Origin of the sequence: Anaerotruncus sp. 1XD42-93 (assembly GCF_009917605.1) — a bacterium.
Classification (GTDB): Bacteria; Bacillota; Clostridia; order Oscillospirales; family Ruminococcaceae; genus Anaerotruncus.
This window is the reverse complement of sequence record NZ_QZEG01000015.1, coordinates 31,143-51,934: the sequence shown is the minus strand read 5'-3', so window position 1 is coordinate 51,934 and position 20,792 is coordinate 31,143. Positions and strand designations below refer to the sequence as shown.

The following is a 20,792-nucleotide window of genomic DNA, read 5'->3' as shown; positions in this document are numbered from 1 at the left end:
AAAAGCCTTCGCGGTAAATCACCGTGAAGGCTTTGGTTCTGATGTGCGAGGCGAAGGTTCAGGCTGCTTTGGAGAACCCGGAGATGCCCCATTCCCCATCCGTACGCGGGGTGAAGGTGTAGACATGTGCGGGCAGCCGGTCGATGTTCCGGCAGACATACTCCTTGACCGCCTGGATGTCGGCATTTTCTTGGCTGCCCCACGAGCCATCCGGGAACGACCACTGGTTAAAGCTGTCCCAATAGCTCAAAATCACTGCCCGGGCGGTCAGTCCGCCGTCCGGCTCCGATTCTATGCTGGTGATCACCGGGTAATCGGTAGCGAGGGTGGAACCTTCCGCATCCAGATAATAAAGATCAAGCGGCTGGCTGTACCGTATGGAGATACCATCCTGGGCGGGCAGCTCAAAGGACTCCCCAAACAGGACTTTGGCCATTTTGCGCACGTCCTCGCCGTAGGAAAGCAGGCTCACACTCCGTCCCGCTCTGGATTGCTCCTCAAAAAACCGTTTCACCGGCTGGGACTGCGGGTCAGCAGCCTCGAAAGCTTCCCCATAGATGTCGATATGCGGGCTTTGGGAAGCGGCGATCTCGACCAGCAGAGAGACCGGGGCTTCGGAGATGGAGGAAAAATCGCTGTTGAAAATCAGAGTATTGCGGTAGTCTCGATAGGAATAGATGATAGCGGCTAGTTTGTAGGCGCGGTCATCCTCCAGCAGGAACTGCGCGCCGATCTTACGAAAGTTGCGGATTTCAGCCAGCCGATCCTGCGTATTTTCAAGCGGGAGACGGTCCCCCAGAGGAATGGGCTGGGATTCTGAAGCGGAGCTGGAGACCGGACGGACAGCCTGCTGGATATGCTGGCTGTTGACAGCAGCGGCTTCTGTGGTCCGACAGCCGACCATCGTCACTGATGTGAACAGACAGACCAATACGGCAAGTGGCCTGATGGTGCGCCTCATAAAAACATCTCCGTTCGATTCAGGATTTTCTGGAGAAAGTATAGCATACTGCGATACAGGATTCTACAATAGTTTGCAACGATTTTTTAGCGAATTTGTAAACATGTGCAGCCATAATAAGAAAAAGTTTCCAATGATAAAACCTGCCGGATGGTGCAGACTAAAAAGGACGTAAAGAAAACGGTCTTTGCGTCCCCGTTTTGCAACACGCGAATGATGAAAGGAGCTATTTCAGATGGATAACTGCAAAGCAAACCACAGTGTAGAATGTACCGTATCCCAGTGCAAAAACCATTGCGCAACCTCCGACTACTGTTCCCTGAACTGCGTACGAATTGGAACCCATGAGAACAACCCGTCGATGGACCAGTGCACCGACTGCAAATCCTTCGTCCGTAAATAACCCATAGACAACCCCTCAAAAAAACGGTCCCGCAGAACGATTGCTGCGGGGCCGTTTTTGGCTGCTGCATGAGAACGGTCACGGGTTCAATCCGACTTTGCACGTATGGAGGAACCGCCCCACTCTACCACCGTAAACCCGTTCCGCTCAAACGGTTCGAACGTCTGGGGAGGCAGTTCCACAGGGGATGCGAGGGACCGGTAGACCATGTGTACCCGCAGGATGGCATCCGGCGAGGGGGTGACAGTGAGAGGGGCAATCCGTTCATACGGTTCCCCTGCAAAATGGATCAGATTGTAACGGTTGTGCTGCATCCTGGGAACCCAGTAGGTGATAAAATCGTTATATTCCCTTGGAAGCAGGCCGGTTTGCGGCAGGACTTTACGCAGAAAGCCTTCGGTCTCTGGGCCTGGGACGCAGAACCCACTAGAAAAATCCCAGTCGAACTGTCCGCTGCCCTCCCAGAAGAGGTAGTAATGCTCGGACCCGTCCGCCTTGTTGACCAATCGCCCATCCGGGTAAGCGGTCACCTGCCAGCCGTCGTTATAGGCTGGATAGGTATAGGTGAATTTCCCTTGATAGTCAAGGCGGACCGAAACGTCGGTTGGCTGCTCTGGATAGAGATAGATCACCGGTTTTCCTGCTTCCCAGTCATCCCCACACATCTCATCCCCAATCTGTTGGAGAACCCATTCTTTGTAGAAGGGTTGGGCCGTTTGGTAGAGGGCAGCATGGTCGTCCCCCTTCTCAAAAATCAGAAGCTGTTCCTCATTGATAGAAAGGTCATATCTCTGTCCATCCTGAAAGGTGATGCGCACCTGTACCGGATGCTCCAATTTTGTCTGGGGAGGCACTTGCCGCATACTGTCCGGATCGACCTGTAGGGCCTGCACACCCGCCAACACGTCGGAGAATCCTTCGTCCGAATGGGTCAGAAGGCGTTTGGAGGACTGGCGAATCCGCAGGAGGACCTTTTCTACCTCCGGTTCCGAAATCCCGGACAACATCGGAACAGGCTCTCCAGCAAAATCTTCCCGGCTCTCCGGGGTTCCCTCGCTTATGATGCTCTGCATATTGGAGCCGGACGGCTCTTCTGCCGGCCCCCCATTGCCTTGGCAGCCGGCCAGCATCAAAACCGCCAAAGCACCTGTTAAAATTCGTTTCATCTTCCGAGTCCTCCTTTGGTGGAAAAAGACTGTTGGGATAGCTGCCCGTCCTTTGGGCGTCGTCGTTGGAAAAAGCGGCTGGGTAAGGCGTTCCGCTGCGGGTGTACAGCATCGGAAAATCTGTTCACCATCTCCATAATTTTTTAGAAGTCAAGTAGGATTTTGGATTGGGAGCAGGCTTTAAGCCGTGGTACCGCCCCATTCTACCACTGTAAACCCGTTCCGTTCAAACGGTTCGAACGTCTGGGGAGGCAGTTCCACAGGGGATGCGAGGGGCCGGTAGACCATGTGTACCCGCAGGATGGCATCCGGCGAGGGGGTGACGGTAAGCGGGGCAAGCCGCTCATACGGTTCCCCTGCAAAATGGATCAGATTGTAACGGTTATGCTGCATCCTGGGAACCCAGTAGGTGATAAAATCGTTATATTCCCTTGGAAGCAGGCCGGTTTGCGGCAGGACTTTACGCAGAAAGCCTTCGGTCTCTGGGCCTGGGACGCAGAACCCACTAGAAAAATCCCAGTCGAACTGTCCGCTGCCCTCCCAGAAGAGGTAGTAATGCTCGGACCCGTCCGCCTTGTTGACCAATCGCCCATCCGGGTAAGCGGTCACCTGCCAGCCGTCGTTATAGGCTGGATAGGTATAGGTGAATTTCCCTTGATAGTCAAGGCGGACCGAAACGTCGGTTGGCTGCTCTGGATAGAGATAGATCACCGGTTTTGCGGTATCGGGATTGTTTCTGAAAAGCGCATAACGGCAGGCGTAGGGCATATCACTTGAAGCGATCACGACCTCTCTGGGTCCGCGCTGAATATCGTATCGAATCCCGTTATAAAAGCGGATTTGGATGATTTCCGCATCTTCCAGGCGGGTCTCCGGGGCAACCTGCTGAAAGCTGCCCGCGTTCACCCGCATCCGCTGTAACTCCTCAAATGTGCAGGAAAATGATTCTTCCCCGGGCAACAGGCGGCTCTCCTCTCCCGCCATAGAGGTGATTCGGATTTCCTCCGCCTTGGATGCGCGCATCAGCAGCGTCCAGCGGGGGTGGACATCCGGCTGGACAACCGTATCCGACCAACAGTCGTTTTTCAATTCCGTATATACAGTCTGGTTGGCCCGGTACCGCCGCTCCTCTCCGGCGTCTTTTCCCGGCTCCGCATATTGTACCCCGATCCCTTCGGTGTAGAACTGATAGGTATACCGGCTGTCGTCCGGCAGCGTCAGGGTCATGCTGTCCGGATTGTCCAGCGGCTCCCCAACCTCTTCTGACTGCTCCAGCCCCAATTGGGAGGAATACTCGGAAAAGATTGCGGGGTCTACCTCGGTACCTGCCATATCTGAAATACGGTAGAGAAAAAGCGTCGCCCCTGAAAAATCGGCGGGCATAAAGCTGTCCGGAAGGACTTGTGCAGGTGCAGCCGGCTCTGAAGAACTGGAAACCGGTGTCCCGATGGCCGGTTCTGTGAGGGCTTCGGTCGGCGCTTCCATGACAGGGTGCGTCTCCGAGCGCGTAGAGTTAGCGGGTTCTGATGCTGAATTGGCTGAAGATGGGGGGATTTCGTCGTCTATGGTGCGAATCGCACTGGATCTGGGTACTGCTTCCAGGCTGGCCTGCGCTCCACAGCCAGTTAGCATCAGGGCCGCCAATATTCCTGCCAAAACCGGTCTCATCTCGTTTCCTCCTCTTTTGAAATACGATTGCGGGGCCTCCGACAGACGGTGCCGAATGGTTGTGAATATGGGTTCTTAAAGATAGAACCAATTTTTTGATCTTTTATGGACATCCAAACGAAAAAAATGAGAGAAAAAGCGATCCCCTGATGCAGATGCTGCATCAGGGGGAAAATCTACCATTCCAATTAGGCATGTATGGAGAGCTTCTGCCTGTCGGATGCAGGGCCGGAGATCGTGGATTGTACAGGGGAACGGAAGGAATCCGAACGATCCAGGCCACGGAGAAAATTGCTCTGCTCTTTCTGCTCATCCTGCCGTTTTTCTTCTTCCCGCTTGGAGGAAACCAGCTTCCCGCCTTCTCCGGCACGAAACGACCGGTGAGTCCGCTCGATTGCCGCGGCATACATCTCGGAAAATTCTGCATCCGATACGCGCGCCGGTTCTTCACCGTTCTGCTGCGCCGGCACTGCCGGGACCATCCCGGATGCGATTTGCATCTGGGAAGTCAGAACCCGGTTGACATCCTCTTCGGTCCGGCAGCGCTTGAGCGCCCGTTCGAACGCCTTTTGATGCTGGTCGATACGAGCCGCCTGTTCGTAGAGATCGGGCGCGCGCTCCCGCAGGTATTGCAGCTCGGACGTGGAAAGCCGCTTGCCTGCCTTTAGCTTGTTGCGGATTCGTTCGAGCTTATTCGCGCGGCTTTTTTTGGCAGCTGCGAGTATCTGCTCGCTTGCCTGGCTGTCCGAAACCAGAGAGCCAATCAGTTTTTTGGATTCCAGATTGCGCCTGCGCCGGGATTCCCGGATTCTGTTGTCTGTCCCGGAGATCACTTCACCCCACTCCTTTCCGAAGCGTTTCAATAACAATATTCGTCCGGAAGGCGAAAAAAACAAGGCGGGGCAGGCGCGGTTCGGGGTCAGTGGCAGGCGTCACACTCGCCGATTTCCCCTACAATCGGTGTGGGGTCAACCCCGTTTTTGCGGTAGTAATCCGCGAGCGCAGATTTTACTGCCTGCTCCGCCAGCACCGAACAGTGGATTTTCGAGGCGGGGAGCCCGTCGAGCGCCTCCACCACAGCCTGATTCGAGAGTTTGAGCGCCTCCTCGATTGTGGCGCCTTTAATCATGTCGGTTGCCATCGAGCTGGTCGCGATCGCCGCGCCGCAGCCGAATGTCTTAAACTTGGCATCGGTGATGACCCCGCTGTCGATCTTGAGATACATTTTCATGATGTCGCCGCATTTGGCGTTGCCCACCTCACCGACCCCGTCGGCATTCTCGATCTCACCGACATTGTGAGGCGACGCAAAATGCTCCAGAACTTTATCAGAATATAGCATAAACAATTCATCCTTTCCGTTTTGAAATCCGGCGGAACCTCCGGAATGAGGTGTGATTCCCGGAAGCTGCTGCAAGCTCTCGGCAGGGGGCTTTTTCACTTGCAAAAAGCCCCCTCTTGCCGCTTCGCGGCAATTCACCCGAAAAAGCGCTTCTCAGGATAAAGCGTTCCGCTTGCTGCGGCAAGCGGTCAAAGGCTTTGCCTTTGAAAACCACAGCCTTTGAAAAGGCTGGCGAAACGTTTGGTCTTACAGGGCGATTTCACCCTTTTGCATATGCTCCCACATGGGGGACATTGCACGCAGCCGCTCGATAATCGGCGGGACACTGGCGATGATGTGCTCGACATCCTCGTCTGAGGTTTCCTCGTTGATCGAGACACGCAGCGACCCATGTGCGACCTCGTGCGACAGCCCGATCGAGAGCAGCACATGGCTGGGATCGAGTGAACCCGAAGTGCAGGCCGAACCGGAAGAGGCACAGATTCCTTCCAGATCGAGCGAGAGCAGGAGCGATTCCCCCTCGACGCCCGGGAACGAAAGATTGATATTCCCTGCGAGACGGCGTTTTGGGTCCCCGTTGAGCCGGGAAACCGGCACCTTGAGCAGCTCCTCAATGATCCGGTCACGTTTTGCCGCGACCTTCTCCTCCCGGGCCTGAATCCCGGTGCAGGCGATCTCGATTGCGCGGCCAAGCGCAACGATCGACGCGACATTCTCGGTGCCCGCGCGGCGGCTTTTCTCCTGCCCGCCGCCGTCGATCAGGTTGGGGAGCACGATGCCCTTGCGGATATAGAGCACGCCGACCCCTTTGGGCGCATGGATTTTATGTCCCGACATCGAGAGCATGTCGATCTTCTGCCCATTGACGTCAATCGGGACATGTCCCACCGCCTGAACCGCGTCGGTGTGGAACCAGACCTGCCGTTCCCGGCAGATTTCCCCGATCTCGGCGATCGGCTGGATGGTTCCGATCTCGTTATTGGCATACATGATCGTGACCAGCGCGGTATCCTCCCGGATCGCGTCCGCGACCTGCTGCGCATCAATCACGCCCATCTCGCCCACCGGCAGATAGGTGACCTCAAACCCCTCCTTCTCGAGGGCGGCGCAGGTATGCAAAACCGCGTGATGTTCAAACGCGGTGGTGATGATATGCTTTTTGCCTTTGGCGGCGAGCCGGTGCGCTGCGCCTTTGATCGCCCAGTTGTCGCTCTCCGAGCCGCAGCCGGTAAAATAAATCTCGCCGGGCTGCGCGCCGAGCGCCTGAGCGGCCTGCTTGCGCGCATTTTCAATGGCATGTCCGGCTTCCCGTCCTTTTGCATAGATGCTCGAAGGATTGCCGTAGCCCTCTTTCAGCCAAGGGAGCATTGCCGCAAAGACTTCGTCCGAAATCCGGGTAGTCGCGGCGTTGTCCGCATAAACGAATCTTTTCATAGTCGTGAAACCCACCATTCTTATCCTGAAATGTGTATGTGTGTTATGACGGTATCTATATTGTATACCTGTTCGGTATGCTTTGCAAGGGGTATTGTAAAAAAATTCACAAATTTGCACGAATTTTTGCGATCGCTTCAACTGCAAGCGTGTCGCACCGCTCGTTTTCTGGGTGGCCGGCGTGCCCTTTTACCCAATGGAAGGTAACTTCATGCTGTTCAAGCAGGCCGAGCAGCTGCTTCCAAAGGTCGGCGTTCTTTGCCGGTTCCTTTGGGGTGCGCATCCAGCCTTTTTTCTTCCAGCCATAAACCCAGCCCTTTGTAACCGAATCAACCACATAACGGGAATCGGTGGTCAGCTCGACTTTGCATGGCTCTTTGAGCGCCGAAAGCGCCATAATCACGCCGGTCAGCTCCATGCGGTTGTTGGTTGTCTGGGCTTCTCCGCCCGAAAGCTCCTTTTCATGCGGGCCAAACCGGAGCACTGCGCCCCATCCGCCCGCGCCCGGGTTGCCGGAACATGCACCGTCGGTGAATATCATAACCTGTTTCAATCGAATTCCTCCGCCCAACCAAAAGTTTTGACAGCCTTTGCTCCGGCCTGAGAGCCGGCACTTCACGCCGGTTGACCTATGCACGCCGGTCTCCGCGTGCGGCAGTTTGGTGAGAATCGGTACGGGCCCGCCGCCAACGCCAAGGGAGCTGCTTTTTGTGAGGAAAAAAGCGCCCAGGCTAACGAGGGATGGGGGCCTCTGAACCGTATTTTTGTCTTTCCAGTGTCCCATATGCAGAACCCACCATACCGCCTCCGAGAAGAAGCGCTTTTACACCGCGCTGGAGGCTGGTAGTTTCCGGCAAGCTGTCATAGAGCGCCGTTCTCGGGACCTGAAACAGCAGCTCGATGAATTCCATGTTCTCCGGATACGTCTGGACAATCTCGAACCGCTGCTGAAAAGAACGGATACGGGAAGTCTCGGACAGCAGCGGCTCCAGCGCCGGGGACAGCAGCCAGGAAATGCAGATGTAGCGGCTGTATTTGTAATCCCGGTAATGGGTCTGGAAGAACCGGCCGGCCTGTTCGAGCGAATCGTTGACCGCCGGTTCTGAGAGGTCCGCGCCCGACGGGATGTGGAGCGCGACCGCTGGTTCACCCTCATGTTTCCGGAACTCATATTCCAGCGCTCCAATACGGAACAGGCACATGCTGGTCTGCCGGTAGGACCACCAGCCCCGGTCGAAGAGCAAGCGCCCATCTTTTTTCTCACACTCGGCGATAAACCGTGGGAAACAGCGCATCGTATCAATAAAGATGCGCTCCGGAATCCCCTTTTCCTGGTACCGGCGATACACCTGTCTGGCGGCTTCCAGCTGACAGTAGAGCATCGCCAGGCCATCCGGATCCTCCCCCAGAACCTCCTTGAGGGAGAGATACGCCTCCTGCGCGGTTTCGGGCATGGTCAGCCGTTCCAGATAGGGGCCAAGCCGCATCCGGTCGCTCCCGTTGTGGAAAGGCTCCAGCCGTTCCACGATCTCGGGCTGTAGGCCGATCAGGCGATACAGTGTTGTCAGCTCCATGCTTGCGCCTCCTATCAGCCGGCGGACTCCTTTGTTTTCAGTTTTTATTGTATACCATATTCCTCCGTATTACAACCCCTCGCCGCAGAATTTTCAAGGGGTGAGTAAGAGCCGGGATCGCCGCCTATACTAACAGGGAAGCGGTTCTGCATCTTTGGGCAGGGAACTTTTTCCCTTGCACAGATTCACCGCCTCCGCCCTTTGGGAGGCAGTTCCTTCGCCCGCGGTGTGCAGTGCGGGGGCACAGCCAAATGCGGATGAAACATTCCATTCCCAGTTTGAAGATGGGGATGGTTGAAACAGCGGCGGAATGGGCGGTATTTTCGATGTTTCAGGCAGCTCCTGGTCCCTGAAACAGGGGAGCCGGTTTTAAAACGTCGAACAGACAGACTTTGAAAATGAAAGTGTAGGGAGGTTCCATATGAAAGCGGTCATCCTTGCAGGCGGGGAGGGAACCCGGCTGCGTCCTCTCACCGAAACGGTCCCCAAGCCGATGGTGCGCCTCTGCGGGCGGCCGGTGGTTGAATATATACTCGAACTGCTCGCGGCAAACGGGGTGGAGGAGGCGGTATTCACCCTGCGGTATCTGTCCGAACAGCTCAGGTCGCATTTCTCTTCGGCAGAATTCGCAGGAATACGGCTCTTATTTGCGGAGGAGGAGCGGCCGCTGGGTACTGCGGGCAGCGTGCGGGCAGCGGTCGGGGCACTGGATGCGCCGCTGCTGGTTGCGAGCGGCGACGCGCTCTGTGATCTGCCGTTGAGGGAGGCGGTAGAGATGCACGAGAGCACCGGCGCGGCGGCAACCATCGTGACCACCCGGGTGGGCGACCCACGGGAATATGGCCTGGTGCTCGCCGATTCCACCGGGCGGGTGACCGGCTTTGTGGAGAAACCGTCCTTCTCGCAGGCAACCAGCGAGCTGGCAAACACCGGCATCTATATTCTGTCACCCGCAGCGGTCGATATGATCCCGCAGGGGGAAAAATTTGACTTTGCGTCCGACCTCTTTCCGCTGCTGCTCAAAAACGGGATGCGGATGCAGAGCTGCGCCCTTGACGGGTATTGGTGTGATGTAGGGGATCTGGAAGCCTACCGGCGTGTGCAGTCCGACCTGCTCGAAGGCAGGGTGCGTTGCAGCCTGCCTGGAAAACGGGATGATTTCGGCAATCTGGTCCGAGGGCGGCATCCGGCGGGGCGGTATCTGCTCCACCCGCCGGTCTACCTCGGCGAGGGGGTACAGATCGGGGAAAACGCGGTCATCGGTGCAGGCAGCGTACTCGACGATGGATGCACCGTAGCTGCGGGCGCGACGGTCGAGGGGTGCGTCCTGCTGCCCCATTCCCTGCTCGGTGAACGGGCCAGCGCCTGCTGTGCGGTTATCTGTGCGGGAGGATCGGTCAAATCCCGGGCATCACTGCTCGAAGGGTCCGCGGTCGGCGAGGACGCAGCGGTCGGTTCCCGGGCGGTTGTCCGCCCGGGGGTGCGGCTCTCGGCAAAAGCCAGCCTGCCTGACGATGCGCAGGCTTCCGACCATCTCTCGGCGCGCGGCGGGGCGGTCAGCCGGTTCGATGACGATGGCCTGTGCGGGGAGGTGGGGGTCGAGCTGACCCCCGAACTGGCGGTGCGGGTCGGCTGTGCGGTCGGGTCGATTGCAGGCGGCAGGCCGGTCGGGATAGCTTCGGGCAGTGACCGCTGCTCCCATGTATTGGCCGACGCTCTGATCGCTGGAATCCGCTCGGCCGGGGCCGGGGTGCTGGACTTTGGGTCGGCATTCGAAGCGCTCTTCGGCTTTGGGATGAGCTGCAACGCGCTCACCCTCGGGGTTTATCTGCACGCGGGGGAGCCGGGTGCGATCAAGCTGGTTTGCGATGCCGGGCTTCCCGCCACCCGCCGGGTGGAACGGGAGATCGAGCTGGCGTTGGCGCGCGGGGAGTTCACCCGCGCCGGGCGGGATGGGTTCGGCGACCGGATCGACCTTTCCGGCATCGGAGTGATCTATCTCACCGAGCTTCTGCGGCTCTGCCCGGAAGGGCTTTCGGGGATGCACGCATCTGTGTCCTGCGCCAATCGAACGGTGGAGCGGCTGCTTGAAAATGTGCTTCTCAAGCTGGGCTGTGAACTGGGGGACGGGATTCGGCTCCAGCTTTCGGAGAACGGGGTTTCTCTCACCCTCTCCGAGGGGGAGACCACACTCGACCGGAAACGGGCGGTCGCGGCCTACTGCCTGGCGATGTTTGAACAGGGCAGGGATGTTGCGGTGGAAAACGATTTTCCGCGTGCGCTCGACCGGTTTGCGAACGAGCGCGGGCGGCGGGTTTACCGGTATCTGCTCTGTCCGGCAGACGATGCCGACGCGCCGGGGCGGAGCCTGGCGGCACAGCAGCAGTGCACCCGCGACGGGCTGATGCTGGCGGTTGTCCTGCTCAACTATCTGCGCAAGAACCAGCTTTCCCTTGCCGGGCTGGACCGGATGCTCCCGCCCTTCTCGACCGGGGAACGCACCGTCCCGATCCAGCTTCCGCCCTCCCGCCTGCTCGACGGGCTGGGAGAACGCGCCGGGGAAGGGGTCGTGATCCGGGAGGAAAAGGGGATCGTCCTGCTGCGGCCGCGCAAAAATGGCAGCGCAATCCGGGTGTTTGCGGAGGCGGCGAGCTGGGAGGCCGCGCAGGAGCTGTGCGTCGATTTCGAAAAGCAGCTAAAGGAGCGGATCAGGCGGGAGGAGGACCGCGGCGGGCGTGGGTGACTTGACATCCGGTCCGGGAAATGCTATTGTATGTAGTGATATTGTGTTCGGTTTTGGGATGTTCCTGTTCCGGAAATCCCCAATGAAATACCGCGCGGCGTGCCCGTGTCCGTAAAAATGACGGGGTAACCCCGCGCCCGCGGCTGAATATCCTGCCTATCCCGCAAGGTTTGCTTTGGAGAGAAAGCGAATCGGGATGGGTGGTGTTTTGTATTGTAATTCATTGCATGAGAGATTGTCTGAAAATTGGAACCGCCCTGCTTCGGAAGCACTGCGGCCGGTTCCCTTTTGCACCGAACAGTCCAGAGGCTGTTTGAATTCGAAACCACCGCCAGAGGCGAACCGGCAGGCCCTGCGTCTTTGAACGGGGGGATTGCGAGGTGCTTTTCCGTTTTCAAACAAGCCCTGTTAAAATTGACAGAGAATCGAACTTTCTCAAAATCATACGGAGGTAATTTTGTGACAGATGACAAAAAAATCAGCGGAAAGCTGACCGAGCAGCAGCTCGAGATGGGGCTGGAACTGCTCGAAAAGCGGGCAGCGGTGGAACGGAAGGCGCCCCCCCGCAAAAAGACAGGTGCGCAGATGAAGGAAGCGGCGGCAAAAGCGCTGCAAAAAGCACTGCCCAAGACCAAAAAAGCAAAGGAAAAGCCGGCGGAGCCGGAAAAGGAGAAAGCCGCCCAACCGGCACAGGAGAGCCCGGAAACGCTCCAGCAGCCCCAGCCGCCGCTCAAGCGGGGACGCCGGCCAGGCCCATCGAAGCAGCAGCCCGCCAAAAAACAGGAACCGCCTGCTGCAAAAAAGCAGGAATCCCGGGCCGCTTCCGCACCCAGGCAGCAGAACCAGACCCGCAAAAAAGGGCGCTCCAGAGACAAGGAGCAGCGAAAACCGCCGGTGCGGATCACCCCGCTGGGCGGGATGCTCGAGGTCGGCAAGAACATCACCGCGTACGAATGCATGGGGGACATGTTCCTGGTCGACTGCGGGATGACCTTCCCGGATGAGCAGATGCTCGGGGTAGACCTCGTACTGCCCGAGTTCACCTATGCGGTCAATAACCGCGACCGGCTGCGGGGGATCGTTATCACCCACGGGCACGAAGACCATATCGGCGCGCTGCCCTACTTCCTGAAAGAGGTGAATGTACCGGTCTATGCGACCAAGCTGACGATCGGGCTGATCGAAAACAAACTGCGGGAACATGGGCTTTATGGCAAGGTCAAGCTGGTGCAGATCGCCCCGAAGGAAACGATCAAGCTGGGATGCTTTGAGATCGAGTTTATCCGGGTCAACCACTCGATCCCGGATGCGGTCGCGCTGGCGATCCACACCCCGGCGGGCGTGATTATCCAGACCGGCGACTTCAAGATCGACTATACGCCGGTAATCGGGGACATCATCGACCTGGCGCGGTTTGGGGAGCTGGGAAGCCATGGGGTACTGGCGCTGCTGTCGGATTCCACCAATGCCGAGCGCCCGGGCTTCACCCCGACCGAACAGACTGTCCGCGACAGCTTCAACAAGCTGTTCGAGCAGGCGAAGCGCCGCCGGATCATCGTGGCGACCTTCTCTTCCAACGTCCACCGGATCCAGCTGATCTGCGAAGCTGCCGCCAAGTTCGGCCGCAAGGTTGCGGTGTCGGGCAGGAGCATGATCAATGTCGTAGCGGTGGCGACCGAGCTCGGATATTTGCAGCCGCCCAAAGATGTGATGATCGACATTGACGACATCAACCGCTACCGCCCCGAGGACATCGTCCTGATTACGACCGGAAGCCAGGGTGAGCCGATGAGTGCGCTCTCCCGGATGGCGTGCAACGATCATCGCAAGGTGAGCGTGACTGCGGACGACTTTATCATCATCAGTGCGACGCCGATCCCCGGCAACGAAAAGACGGTGAGCCGGGTGGTCAATGACCTGATGCGGCTCGGCGCAGAGGTGATCTGGGAGCGGATGTATGAGGTGCATGTCTCAGGGCACGCCTGCCAGGAGGAGCTGAAGATCATGCTAGCGCTGACCAGGCCCAAATTCTTTTTCCCGGTTCATGGTGAGTTCAAACAGCTGAAAAAGCACGCCAGCCTCGCGCTGGCGATGGGGATGGACAACGATCATGTGCTGATCGGCGAAAATGGCCGGGTCTTTGAGCTGGACGGCGTGTCGGTGAAACACGAGGAAATGGTTCCGTCCGGCAGGGTTCTTGTGGATGGACTGGGTGTCGGTGATGTGGGAAGTATTGTCCTGCGTGACCGTAAGCATCTGGGGCAGGATGGCCTGATCGTTGTGGTGGTGACCACCGAGCAGGCGACAGGAAGGATTGTAGCGGGTCCGGATATCATCTCCCGCGGGTTTGTCTATGTGCGGGAGGCGGAGGATATGCTGACCGAGGCGCGGGAGATCGCGCGCAGGACGCTCGACGAGTGCAGGCGTAAAAATGTACATGAGTGGGGGAACATCAAATCACAGGTGCGCGACTCCCTTTCCTCCTATTTTTACAGCCGCACCAAGCGCAGCCCGATGATCCTGCCGGTTATCCAGGAGATATAGAGACCAGCCTGTTGGAATGGCAGCGGGGCCGAGGGGAATTTCCCCTCGGCCCCGTAATTTTTTTTGCATTCGCAGAAAAACGTGGTTCCGCTTTTTCCAACAACCTCTAAGAGCCTGTTTAAAATCCAGGGGCTGTTTGAAAAATCGAAATAGCCGTCTTTTTCTACAAAAAGCGGCAGCTGCCGCGTCAAAAATGCGCGGAATACAGCAAGTATTCCTGTGCTTTTTTCCTTGCAACCGCTCGCTTTTTACGAACCATCCGTCTATTTCTCTATTTTCAAACAAGCCCTAAAGTTTTAGTCAATTTTTTTCAAAAAATTGCGGGGTCGAGGGGCAGTGAGGCAACGGAAGTTTGGGTTCCAGACCAAACTTCCGGGACGCAAGCGCCCTTCTTCGGGGGTCTTCTCGGACCTACGGTCCGAAGCGCGGCATCCGCCGCGACGCCCCCTCAGTTTGCCTTGCGGGCGAGGGGTCGGCGACCCCTCCCCGCAGGCCCCACCCCGACAAGCTCGGCGAATCTCTTATTTTCTCAATTTAAAGTTTTACTCAATTTTTTTCAAAAAATTGCGGGGTCGAGGGGCGGAGCCCCCGCCGCCGCGCGCACGCGGCGGAACGCTTTATCCTGTGAAGCGCTTTTTTCGGGTGAATTGCCGCGAAGCGGCGAGAGGGGGCTTTTTGCAAGAGAAAAAGCCCCCTTTCAAACATACGGAACCGTCTCTAATAGGAAAGGTCCGGGTCGAATTTTTCCGCCCAAAGCTCCCCCAGAAGCTCCAGCTCCTCGCGAAACTCCGCTTCGGTCTGGGTTTCCTTTTGGGTGATTTCCTCCAGAATTTCAAAGGTGAATGCATCACCGCCGAAGGTCTCCCAGTCCTTTTGCAGCCGGAATCCCAGACTTGTTCCCGTCATCTGCGCGAAGGTAAACCGGTTTTTGCTCCCCTGTGGGTTGACCACAGCTTCAAGCAGATACCGCCCGTTTTTCTGGTTGGTCGTTTTGCAGATACCGCCTGTCAGCGGCTTGGCCTTAAATTCCCGGATCAGATCTTTTTTATGCTGGTCCATCAGTATCCCATCTCCTTTAAAATGCGTGCGAGAACCCGCATCCGTTCCCCCAGCAGCTCGTCATCCTGCGACAGCGCCTGGGAGAACAGTTGGATGTCCTCGTCGATCCGCTCATTTTCAGTGCAGACTGCGACAGTCATCGCGTCCCCTTGCAGCCCTACCCGGTCGATCACCGGTTTCTCCGGGTCGTACAGCTTCGGATGCCGGTAGCTTTCCTCCCGGAAAAACAGTTTGGACCGGCAGATCAAAATTGCAAGGTCGATCACCCGGTGCAGAGGCAGTTCCTCCGACTGCCGCGACCACTTTTCTCCCGTATATCGCCAGACTTTTGCGGAAATATCCAGTTTTCCGCGGTCATTCCACTGCGCAAGTCCCAGAGAAAGCCCCTGCGTATCCGTTTGATAGGCGGTGCGCCCATCGATATTTCCATAATCCTCCGCAACGATTACCGGCTTGTGTTTTAGGGTTGTTGGTATCCTCATTTTGAATCAGTCCTCTAGTAAATTAGTAATTTACTAGATATTATAGCGGAAGAGGGTGTGGTTTGTCAAGAGGGAGGATATGAACACCTCTCCCACCGGTTGAAATCTTTGTCCGGCTGTGCTATAATCATCAGAAACCCATTTCCGCCGCAGATTCCGTCTGCGGGATTTTCTTTCGCGGCTTTTATCGCCTGAACTTTGGAGAAAAAGGAGGACTTTAACCATGCTGAAGCAGCTTTGCGCACTGGTTTTAAGTTTCTCTGTCCTGCTGGGTACTGCACTTCCGGTACAGGCACAGGACAACCAGGACCATAGAGTTTCCCCCGTCGCAGGGCAGACCTGGGAATACCTCAACAATCAGCCAGCCGGACAGTGGAGTATCACCGTCTGCTCTCTCGGGCAGCGGGAAATCCGGGAGGATGCCAAAGCCCGGCTTTACACTATGTTGGAGACAGGACGTTCCAACGGGTTTCGCAAAGCGCACGATCTGGAGCTTTCGATCCTGGCGCTGGTCAAGCTCGGGCAGGACCCATCCGCTTATCAGAAAACCAATCTGCTCTCCACGCTATCCTCGCATGAGAACCTGTATGAGGACGGGCTGGAAAACGCAAGCCTGGCGTTGATGGCCTATACTGCGGCAGAAAGCCCGATTTTTGAGTCTGCGCGGAATTCCATCCCTTCGGTGACCGATTATCTGGTTTCCTCCCAGCAGCGCTCAGGAGGCTTCGCCCCCACCGCCGGACGTGATCCGGATGTTATTGTCACCGCAGATGCGATCACCGCGCTTGCCCCTCAGAAGGATGTTTCCTATGTCAGCTCCTCGCTGGAACGTGCGTTGTCATGGCTTTCTGAGCAGCAGAACCCGGATGGGACCTTCAACGCGCAGGGCGGTGCCAACTGCCGGGCGACGGCTGCGGTGCTGACTGCCATATCCACCCTGGGCATTCCCCTTGAAGATGCGCGGTTTGTCAAGGAGGGCGGTGATCTGCTCGATGCCCTTTTCCGGTTCCAGAACACGGATGGAGGGTTTTCCATGCTGATGGGGGAACCTTCATCGGTTGAGGCAACCGAGTACGCTGCTCTTGCGCTCTATGCCGATCAGACCGGGCTTTCCCCCCATCTTTCTCCCTCCTGTTATCCGGGATATGCCCCGTCTGAGCCGGAACAAAAACGGAGCGCAGTGATGTCCTACCTGCAATTTCTGGTTGGTTTTCTTGGAATGCTGGCAATTATCTATGCTCTGCTGCTTCTCACCACCTGGATCGGCAAAAAGTGGGGCGATCGCAGAATCCCGTTCTTTGGGAATCCCTACGATCTGGAAAGCAGCCCCGAAGCACAGACAGCGCGTCCGGCCCAGCCGCCTATCGAAGAAGTACCGATGGAAACCATGGAAATCCATATACCGATGCAGGCCGAACTGCCTGATTTCGATACCATCCCCGAGATGGAACCGCCTTACCCCTCCGAGATAGAACCGGATGAAAAAACCCCTCCTGTTTAAGGGAGGGGTTTTTTTAATAGGTGATCCGCGCGACATCTGCGCTGCTCGAAAAAGACAAAAAATTGTAAAGGATCAATACATCATCAAATTCGACCTGCGACATCAGTTCGCTGACCGGCGTCAGGTTGCTGCGCAGGTCCACGACATAAACCTCGTCGTAGTTATAGGTCAGAAACGGAGCGAAGCTGTTCCCAAAACTGTCCTTGAAGAGCAGGACCCGGGAAGTTTTTCCGGCTTCCTGCGTACGGTTGTTTCGGGATTTGATCACCGTCACGTCGGCATTCCCCCAGAGAAGCCCGGCGTGTTTATCCCGGACTCCCCACTGGGCGGTATTATGCAGGGTGGGTTTCTGCTCCCCGCCGACCGTCACCGAATCGACCGGAAGATCATAAACAGCGATCGTGTCCGGCAGCGCGGAATAGAGCTTGCATTTGCTGAAGTAACTCCCATAGAAATCGGGCAGGTAATAGAGATATGGTTTCAGTGTTTCCAGTTCCACCGGCATTTTCCCGCGTGACGCAGCAAATGCCTGATAGGCGCGATAGGCGCCATAGGAAGTCCAATGATGGTCGGTGCGATAGTAGGCGAGCAGCTCCTCCTCGTTTGGCTCCCGGGAGGCATTAAAGGCTGCCGCATCTGCTGCGGTTTGCGTCATCACCGGGAACAGGTCGAGCCACTCCGATTCTATCTGCGAACGGATCTGCTCACAATAGGCGCGTTGATCGACATTGTGCAGCCCGGTAGGAAGGTAATCCCCCAGTATCGCATAGGAACTCGGGATCACCGAAACGGTGACCGGAACCTGATTCCCATAGGTCTGCACGAACTCGTTCAAAAAGCCGATATTGCGTTCGATCCGGTCCTCATCGGTTGTCAGGTATTCCTCAAACAGATAGTGGTCGGAACCGTAAACGATCCCATTGTTCTTGATCTTGCCAAATGCGGACTCACTGACCGATTTTACGGTGATCCACCAGTCCCGCCCCACAAACTGGTCATTGATATAGGTTTCATATTTGGGGGTGTACTGGTTTTTAAAAAGCTGGGACCAGCTGAATGCCGGCTTTTGGGTCAGGTATTTGTTTTCCATCTCGCTGAATACCCGGTTGTTGGCGCACATGTCCGCAACCGTGGTGACAAACAAGAAGAGGGTGAACAGGATCAAAAGTGGATACCGCTTGATTTTTTGCATCGCTATCCTCCCTTAGAAACGGAAATACAGAAATGGATTGCAGGTGTAATACACAAAGTATGCCGCTGACAGCGATAAGATCGCGATCAGAGGTAGATACCGTTTGATTTTTTGCATCTTTATCCCCCTTTTAAAAACGGAAATACAGGAATGGATTGCAGGTGTAATACACAAAGTATGCCGCTGACAACGATAAAATCGCGATCAGAGGTAGACACCGCTTGATTTTTTGCATCTTTTATCCCTCCTTAAAAACGGAAATACAGGAATGGATTGTAGGTGGAATCCACGAGATATGCGACCGACAACAGCAAAATCAGCCCGAGGAACGGGACTGCCAGCCATTTGCAGAGCTTTGGCAGACGGTCGCGGAGCAGATTGAGCACAGGCAGCGAGAACACGGCCCCAACCGCCATGATGATCCCGTAGTTTCGCAGATAATACATCCAGTCGTTCCCGCTGTGCGGCAGAAAAAGCAACGAGAAAAACGTCCCAGTTTTTTTCATATCGGTAATCGCGAACAGGACCCAGCTGATCTGCAGCCCGATTAAGACATAGAGATGCGAGAACAGCCGGTAACGGTCCAGAAAGCGCTGCAGGAACAGCCGTTCAAAACTCAGCATCACAAAAAAGTACAGCCCCCAGAGCACAAAATTCCAGGCCGCACCATGCCACAGGCCGGTTGCGAACCAGATCAGGAACAGGTTGCGGTACTGTTTCCATCTGCTGACCCGATTGCCGCCCAGTGGGAAATAGAGGTATTCCCGGAACCAGCCGCCAAGGGTCATGTGCCATCTGCGCCAGAATTCAGTCAGGCTGCGGGAGACGTAAGGATAGTTGAAGTTCTGCGGGAAATGAAACCCGAGCGCCCGTCCCATCCCGATCGCCATGAGCGAGTAACCGGAAAAGTCAAAGTAGATTTGCAGGGCATAGGCAGAAAGAGCGAGCCAGGCCCCGGCGGTCGAAAGGTTCGTGAATCCCGCGGATTCCACCTCGGTCCAGAGCGCGCCAATGTTGTTTGCAAGCAGTACCTTGCTCCCCAGCCCGAAGATAAACAGCGCGATTCCGTCCTGTATCGCATCAAGCGTGATCTGGCGGTCTTTCAGTTCGCGGTTGATATCCGAATATTTCACGATTGGGCCGGCAATCAGCTGCGGGAAGAGGACAACAAACGTCCCAAAGTCAATGATATTGCGCTCTACCTCGATCTTGTGGAAATAGACGTCGATGGTATAGGTCATAATCTGGAAGGTGTAAAAGCTGATCCCGAGAGGCAGGTTTTTTGTGACCTCAAGCATCGGGAAGGAGGTTCCAAACAACACATTGAGATTCATCAGCAGGAAATTGCTGTATTTGAAAAATGCGAGGAATCCCACGCTGAACACCACAGAAACTGCGAGAATCCCCCGGCAGAGCTTCCGGTGACCCCTCCATCGGCCGATCCCAAGCCCGGCGAGATAGTTGACCAGAATAATCGAAAGCATGATTGGGAAGTATCGGACTTCCCCCCACGAATAAAAAATCAGGCTTACGATCAGAAGGGTCAGATTTTTGCATTTTTTTGGCGTCAGATAGTAAGCGAGAAATGCTGCCGGCAAAAACCGGAAAAGAAACAGCAGGCTGCTGAAAACCATCCTTCTCCTCCTTTTTTGATTGTCTGTATCAATTGAAAAAGTGTATCGGCGCTATCAAGCTATCCAATACACTTTACCAAATTTTTTGGATTTATTCAATACCTCAGATCGTGCTGCCGTGAGGTGAAAAAACAGCAAAGGTGGTCCACGCTACCGGTAAGCGGTATCCAGGTAGCGGATCAGCACCCGCACCGATTTCTCCGCTGCCGTTTTGCAGTATTTTTCAAACGCGCCGCTTCCGCTCTCGTGGGGGGTATCGCTCATGGAACGAATGGCGGCAAAGGGGACCGCGCTGGCATAACAGACATGGGCGACGCCGGCGGTTTCCATATCGACACACAGAGGATCGTATCTCTCAATGATTTCTTCGCGCCCCTCCTGGTCGATAAAAGATTCTCCCGTTACGATCCTGCCGACCCTCACCGAGGGATCATCGGCATTCGCCAGGCTTATGCCATGCACCAGGCTTGGGTCGGCTGTAAAATAAATGCTTTCCATCCACGGGTGATATTGCGTTAAGATTTCATCGGCAACATCATGATAAGCGACCTGCGAAGAAATAACGGTATCCCCAATCTGTAAATCCGGGTTGATTGCGCCCGCAACGCCAATAACGATGATCTGTTCCACCTGATACCGGTCAATCAATATTTGTGCGGCAATCGCGGCGTTCACCCTGCAAACGCCGCAGAATAAGGCAATTACGTCGATGCCAGCATAGTTCCCCTTGTGGAATTTCAGCATGGAATATTCTTCCGTTTCGATATTGCGCATGGCGGCAGTGAATGGGGCTATCTCCGCTTTCGTTGCTGCAACAATCCCTATACACATATACAACGCCTCCTGTCGGTTCTGTCATTCCGATACAGCCGCTTTGTTTTCTTAGATGGAGCGGAATGATCCGGCGCTTCGCTGGATTTTTTCCATCTGTAGCATCATTATGGGGCCTAAACCAAACACCATCTACCGAACTCGCATGAGCTGCCAATAGATGGTGTTGGATTTGGTCGGAGTGGCGGGATTCGAACCCACGGCATCCTGCTCCCAAAGCAGGCGCGCTACCAACTGCGCTACACCCCGGATTTTCCA

17 protein-coding genes and 1 tRNA gene are annotated in these 20,792 nt (G+C 56.0%); 4 read left to right on the top strand and 14 right to left on the bottom strand.

Annotation, left to right across the window (positions count from 1 at the left end; genetic code table 11):
- Positions 1-58: 58 nt before the first annotated feature.
- Positions 59-961, bottom strand: a complete 903-nt coding sequence (locus tag D5269_RS07940) for a hypothetical protein (protein ID WP_120485819.1) — start codon at positions 959-961, stop codon at positions 59-61.
- Positions 962-1,196: 235 nt separating this feature from the next.
- On the opposite strand from D5269_RS07940, the gene D5269_RS07935 reads away from it, so the two are divergent.
- A complete protein-coding gene (locus tag D5269_RS07935) occupies positions 1,197-1,364 on the top strand; it encodes a DUF1540 domain-containing protein (RefSeq protein WP_016317052.1) in 168 nt (55 codons plus the stop codon).
- 86 nt (positions 1,365-1,450) lie between these two features.
- Here the strand turns inward: D5269_RS07935 and D5269_RS07930 are convergent, their stop codons facing one another.
- From D5269_RS07930 to D5269_RS07900, 7 genes are all read right to left on the bottom strand, one after another.
- On the bottom strand, positions 1,451-2,530 hold the full coding sequence (locus tag D5269_RS07930) for a membrane lipoprotein lipid attachment site-containing protein (protein WP_120485818.1): 1,080 nt from the start codon (positions 2,528-2,530) through the stop codon (positions 1,451-1,453).
- A gap of 180 nt (positions 2,531-2,710) precedes the next feature.
- Positions 2,711-4,198: a hypothetical protein gene (locus D5269_RS18550; RefSeq protein WP_120485817.1), complete on the bottom strand. Its 1,488-nt coding sequence runs from the start codon at positions 4,196-4,198 to the stop codon at positions 2,711-2,713.
- Positions 4,199-4,386: 188 nt separating this feature from the next.
- On the bottom strand, positions 4,387-5,031 hold the full coding sequence (locus tag D5269_RS07920) for a hypothetical protein (RefSeq protein ID WP_016317049.1): 645 nt from the start codon (positions 5,029-5,031) through the stop codon (positions 4,387-4,389).
- A gap of 86 nt (positions 5,032-5,117) precedes the next feature.
- The gene (gene nifU / locus D5269_RS07915) at positions 5,118-5,540 is read right to left on the bottom strand and encodes a Fe-S cluster assembly scaffold protein NifU (protein WP_016317048.1); all 423 of its coding nucleotides are present in this window, start codon (positions 5,538-5,540) and stop codon (positions 5,118-5,120) included.
- 246 nt (positions 5,541-5,786) lie between these two features.
- A complete protein-coding gene (gene nifS, locus D5269_RS07910) occupies positions 5,787-6,974 on the bottom strand; it encodes a cysteine desulfurase NifS (RefSeq protein WP_022788551.1) in 1,188 nt (395 codons plus the stop codon).
- A gap of 106 nt (positions 6,975-7,080) precedes the next feature.
- Positions 7,081-7,527, bottom strand: coding sequence for a ribonuclease HI (gene rnhA, locus D5269_RS18310; RefSeq protein WP_022788550.1), 447 nt, complete (start codon positions 7,525-7,527; stop codon positions 7,081-7,083).
- Positions 7,528-7,705: 178 nt separating this feature from the next.
- Positions 7,706-8,548 carry an acyltransferase domain-containing protein gene (locus tag D5269_RS07900; RefSeq protein ID WP_120485816.1) on the bottom strand — a complete coding sequence of 281 codons (843 nt, stop codon included), beginning with the start codon at positions 8,546-8,548 and terminating at the stop codon, positions 7,706-7,708.
- A gap of 421 nt (positions 8,549-8,969) precedes the next feature.
- Here D5269_RS07900 and D5269_RS07895 point away from each other — a divergent pair, with 421 nt between their 5' ends.
- Positions 8,970-11,291, top strand: a complete 2,322-nt coding sequence (locus tag D5269_RS07895) for a sugar phosphate nucleotidyltransferase (protein ID WP_120485815.1) — start codon at positions 8,970-8,972, stop codon at positions 11,289-11,291.
- 459 nt (positions 11,292-11,750) lie between these two features.
- Positions 11,751-13,835 carry an RNase J family beta-CASP ribonuclease gene (locus D5269_RS07890; RefSeq protein WP_016317043.1) on the top strand — a complete coding sequence of 695 codons (2,085 nt, stop codon included), beginning with the start codon at positions 11,751-11,753 and terminating at the stop codon, positions 13,833-13,835.
- 717 nt (positions 13,836-14,552) lie between these two features.
- Here D5269_RS07890 and D5269_RS07885 read toward each other — a convergent pair.
- Positions 14,553-14,894 carry a GIY-YIG nuclease family protein gene (locus D5269_RS07885; protein WP_120485323.1) on the bottom strand — a complete coding sequence of 114 codons (342 nt, stop codon included), beginning with the start codon at positions 14,892-14,894 and terminating at the stop codon, positions 14,553-14,555.
- Positions 14,894-15,376, bottom strand: coding sequence for a DUF6530 family protein (locus D5269_RS07880; protein WP_016317041.1), 483 nt, complete (start codon positions 15,374-15,376; stop codon positions 14,894-14,896). Before D5269_RS07880 ends, D5269_RS07885 begins: the two co-directional genes overlap by 1 nt.
- A 223-nt stretch (positions 15,377-15,599) precedes the next feature.
- On the opposite strand from D5269_RS07880, the gene D5269_RS07875 reads away from it, so the two are divergent.
- Positions 15,600-16,877, top strand: coding sequence for a prenyltransferase/squalene oxidase repeat-containing protein (locus D5269_RS07875; RefSeq protein ID WP_016317040.1), 1,278 nt, complete (start codon positions 15,600-15,602; stop codon positions 16,875-16,877).
- Between the two features lie 13 nt (positions 16,878-16,890).
- On the opposite strand, the gene D5269_RS07870 is transcribed toward D5269_RS07875, so the two are convergent.
- The 4 genes from D5269_RS07870 to D5269_RS07855 all read right to left on the bottom strand — a co-directional run bounded on the left by D5269_RS07870 (position 16,891) and on the right by D5269_RS07855 (position 20,783).
- The gene (locus tag D5269_RS07870; RefSeq protein ID WP_120485321.1) at positions 16,891-18,069 is read right to left on the bottom strand and encodes a DHHW family protein; all 1,179 of its coding nucleotides are present in this window, start codon (positions 18,067-18,069) and stop codon (positions 16,891-16,893) included.
- A 248-nt stretch (positions 18,070-18,317) separates the two neighbouring features.
- Positions 18,318-19,703 (bottom strand): MBOAT family O-acyltransferase, encoded by a 1,386-nt coding sequence (locus tag D5269_RS07865; RefSeq protein WP_120485320.1) that lies wholly within the window; start codon positions 19,701-19,703, stop codon positions 18,318-18,320.
- Between the two features lie 150 nt (positions 19,704-19,853).
- A complete protein-coding gene (locus tag D5269_RS07860; protein ID WP_120485319.1) occupies positions 19,854-20,534 on the bottom strand; it encodes a 5'-methylthioadenosine/adenosylhomocysteine nucleosidase in 681 nt (226 codons plus the stop codon).
- A gap of 173 nt (positions 20,535-20,707) precedes the next feature.
- Positions 20,708-20,783: transfer RNA gene (locus D5269_RS07855), tRNA-Pro, on the bottom strand.
- Positions 20,784-20,792 lie beyond the last annotated feature (9 nt).

Excerpts from the sequence above, each read along its gene's own strand:
- nifU (WP_016317048.1), bottom strand. The coding sequence starts at position 5,540 with ATGCTATATTCTGATAAAGTTCTGGAGCATTTTGCGTCGCCTCACAAT.
- D5269_RS07900 (WP_120485816.1), bottom strand. The coding sequence starts at position 8,548 with ATGGAGCTGACAACACTGTATCGCCTGATCGGCCTACAGCCCGAGATC.
- D5269_RS07880 (WP_016317041.1), bottom strand. The coding sequence starts at position 15,376 with ATGAGGATACCAACAACCCTAAAACACAAGCCGGTAATCGTTGCGGAG.
- D5269_RS07895 (WP_120485815.1), top strand. The coding sequence starts at position 8,970 with ATGAAAGCGGTCATCCTTGCAGGCGGGGAGGGAACCCGGCTGCGTCCT.
- D5269_RS18550 (WP_120485817.1), bottom strand. The coding sequence starts at position 4,198 with ATGAGACCGGTTTTGGCAGGAATATTGGCGGCCCTGATGCTAACTGGC.
- nifS (WP_022788551.1), bottom strand. The coding sequence starts at position 6,974 with ATGAAAAGATTCGTTTATGCGGACAACGCCGCGACTACCCGGATTTCG.
- D5269_RS07930 (WP_120485818.1), bottom strand. The coding sequence starts at position 2,530 with ATGAAACGAATTTTAACAGGTGCTTTGGCGGTTTTGATGCTGGCCGGC.
- D5269_RS07870 (WP_120485321.1), bottom strand. The coding sequence starts at position 18,069 with ATGCAAAAAATCAAGCGGTATCCACTTTTGATCCTGTTCACCCTCTTC.
- D5269_RS07885 (WP_120485323.1), bottom strand. The coding sequence starts at position 14,894 with ATGGACCAGCATAAAAAAGATCTGATCCGGGAATTTAAGGCCAAGCCG.
- D5269_RS07940 (WP_120485819.1), bottom strand. The coding sequence starts at position 961 with ATGAGGCGCACCATCAGGCCACTTGCCGTATTGGTCTGTCTGTTCACA.
- D5269_RS07865 (WP_120485320.1), bottom strand. The coding sequence starts at position 19,703 with ATGGTTTTCAGCAGCCTGCTGTTTCTTTTCCGGTTTTTGCCGGCAGCA.
- D5269_RS07860 (WP_120485319.1), bottom strand. The coding sequence starts at position 20,534 with ATGTGTATAGGGATTGTTGCAGCAACGAAAGCGGAGATAGCCCCATTC.
- D5269_RS07935 (WP_016317052.1), top strand. The coding sequence starts at position 1,197 with ATGGATAACTGCAAAGCAAACCACAGTGTAGAATGTACCGTATCCCAG.
- D5269_RS07875 (WP_016317040.1), top strand. The coding sequence starts at position 15,600 with ATGCTGAAGCAGCTTTGCGCACTGGTTTTAAGTTTCTCTGTCCTGCTG.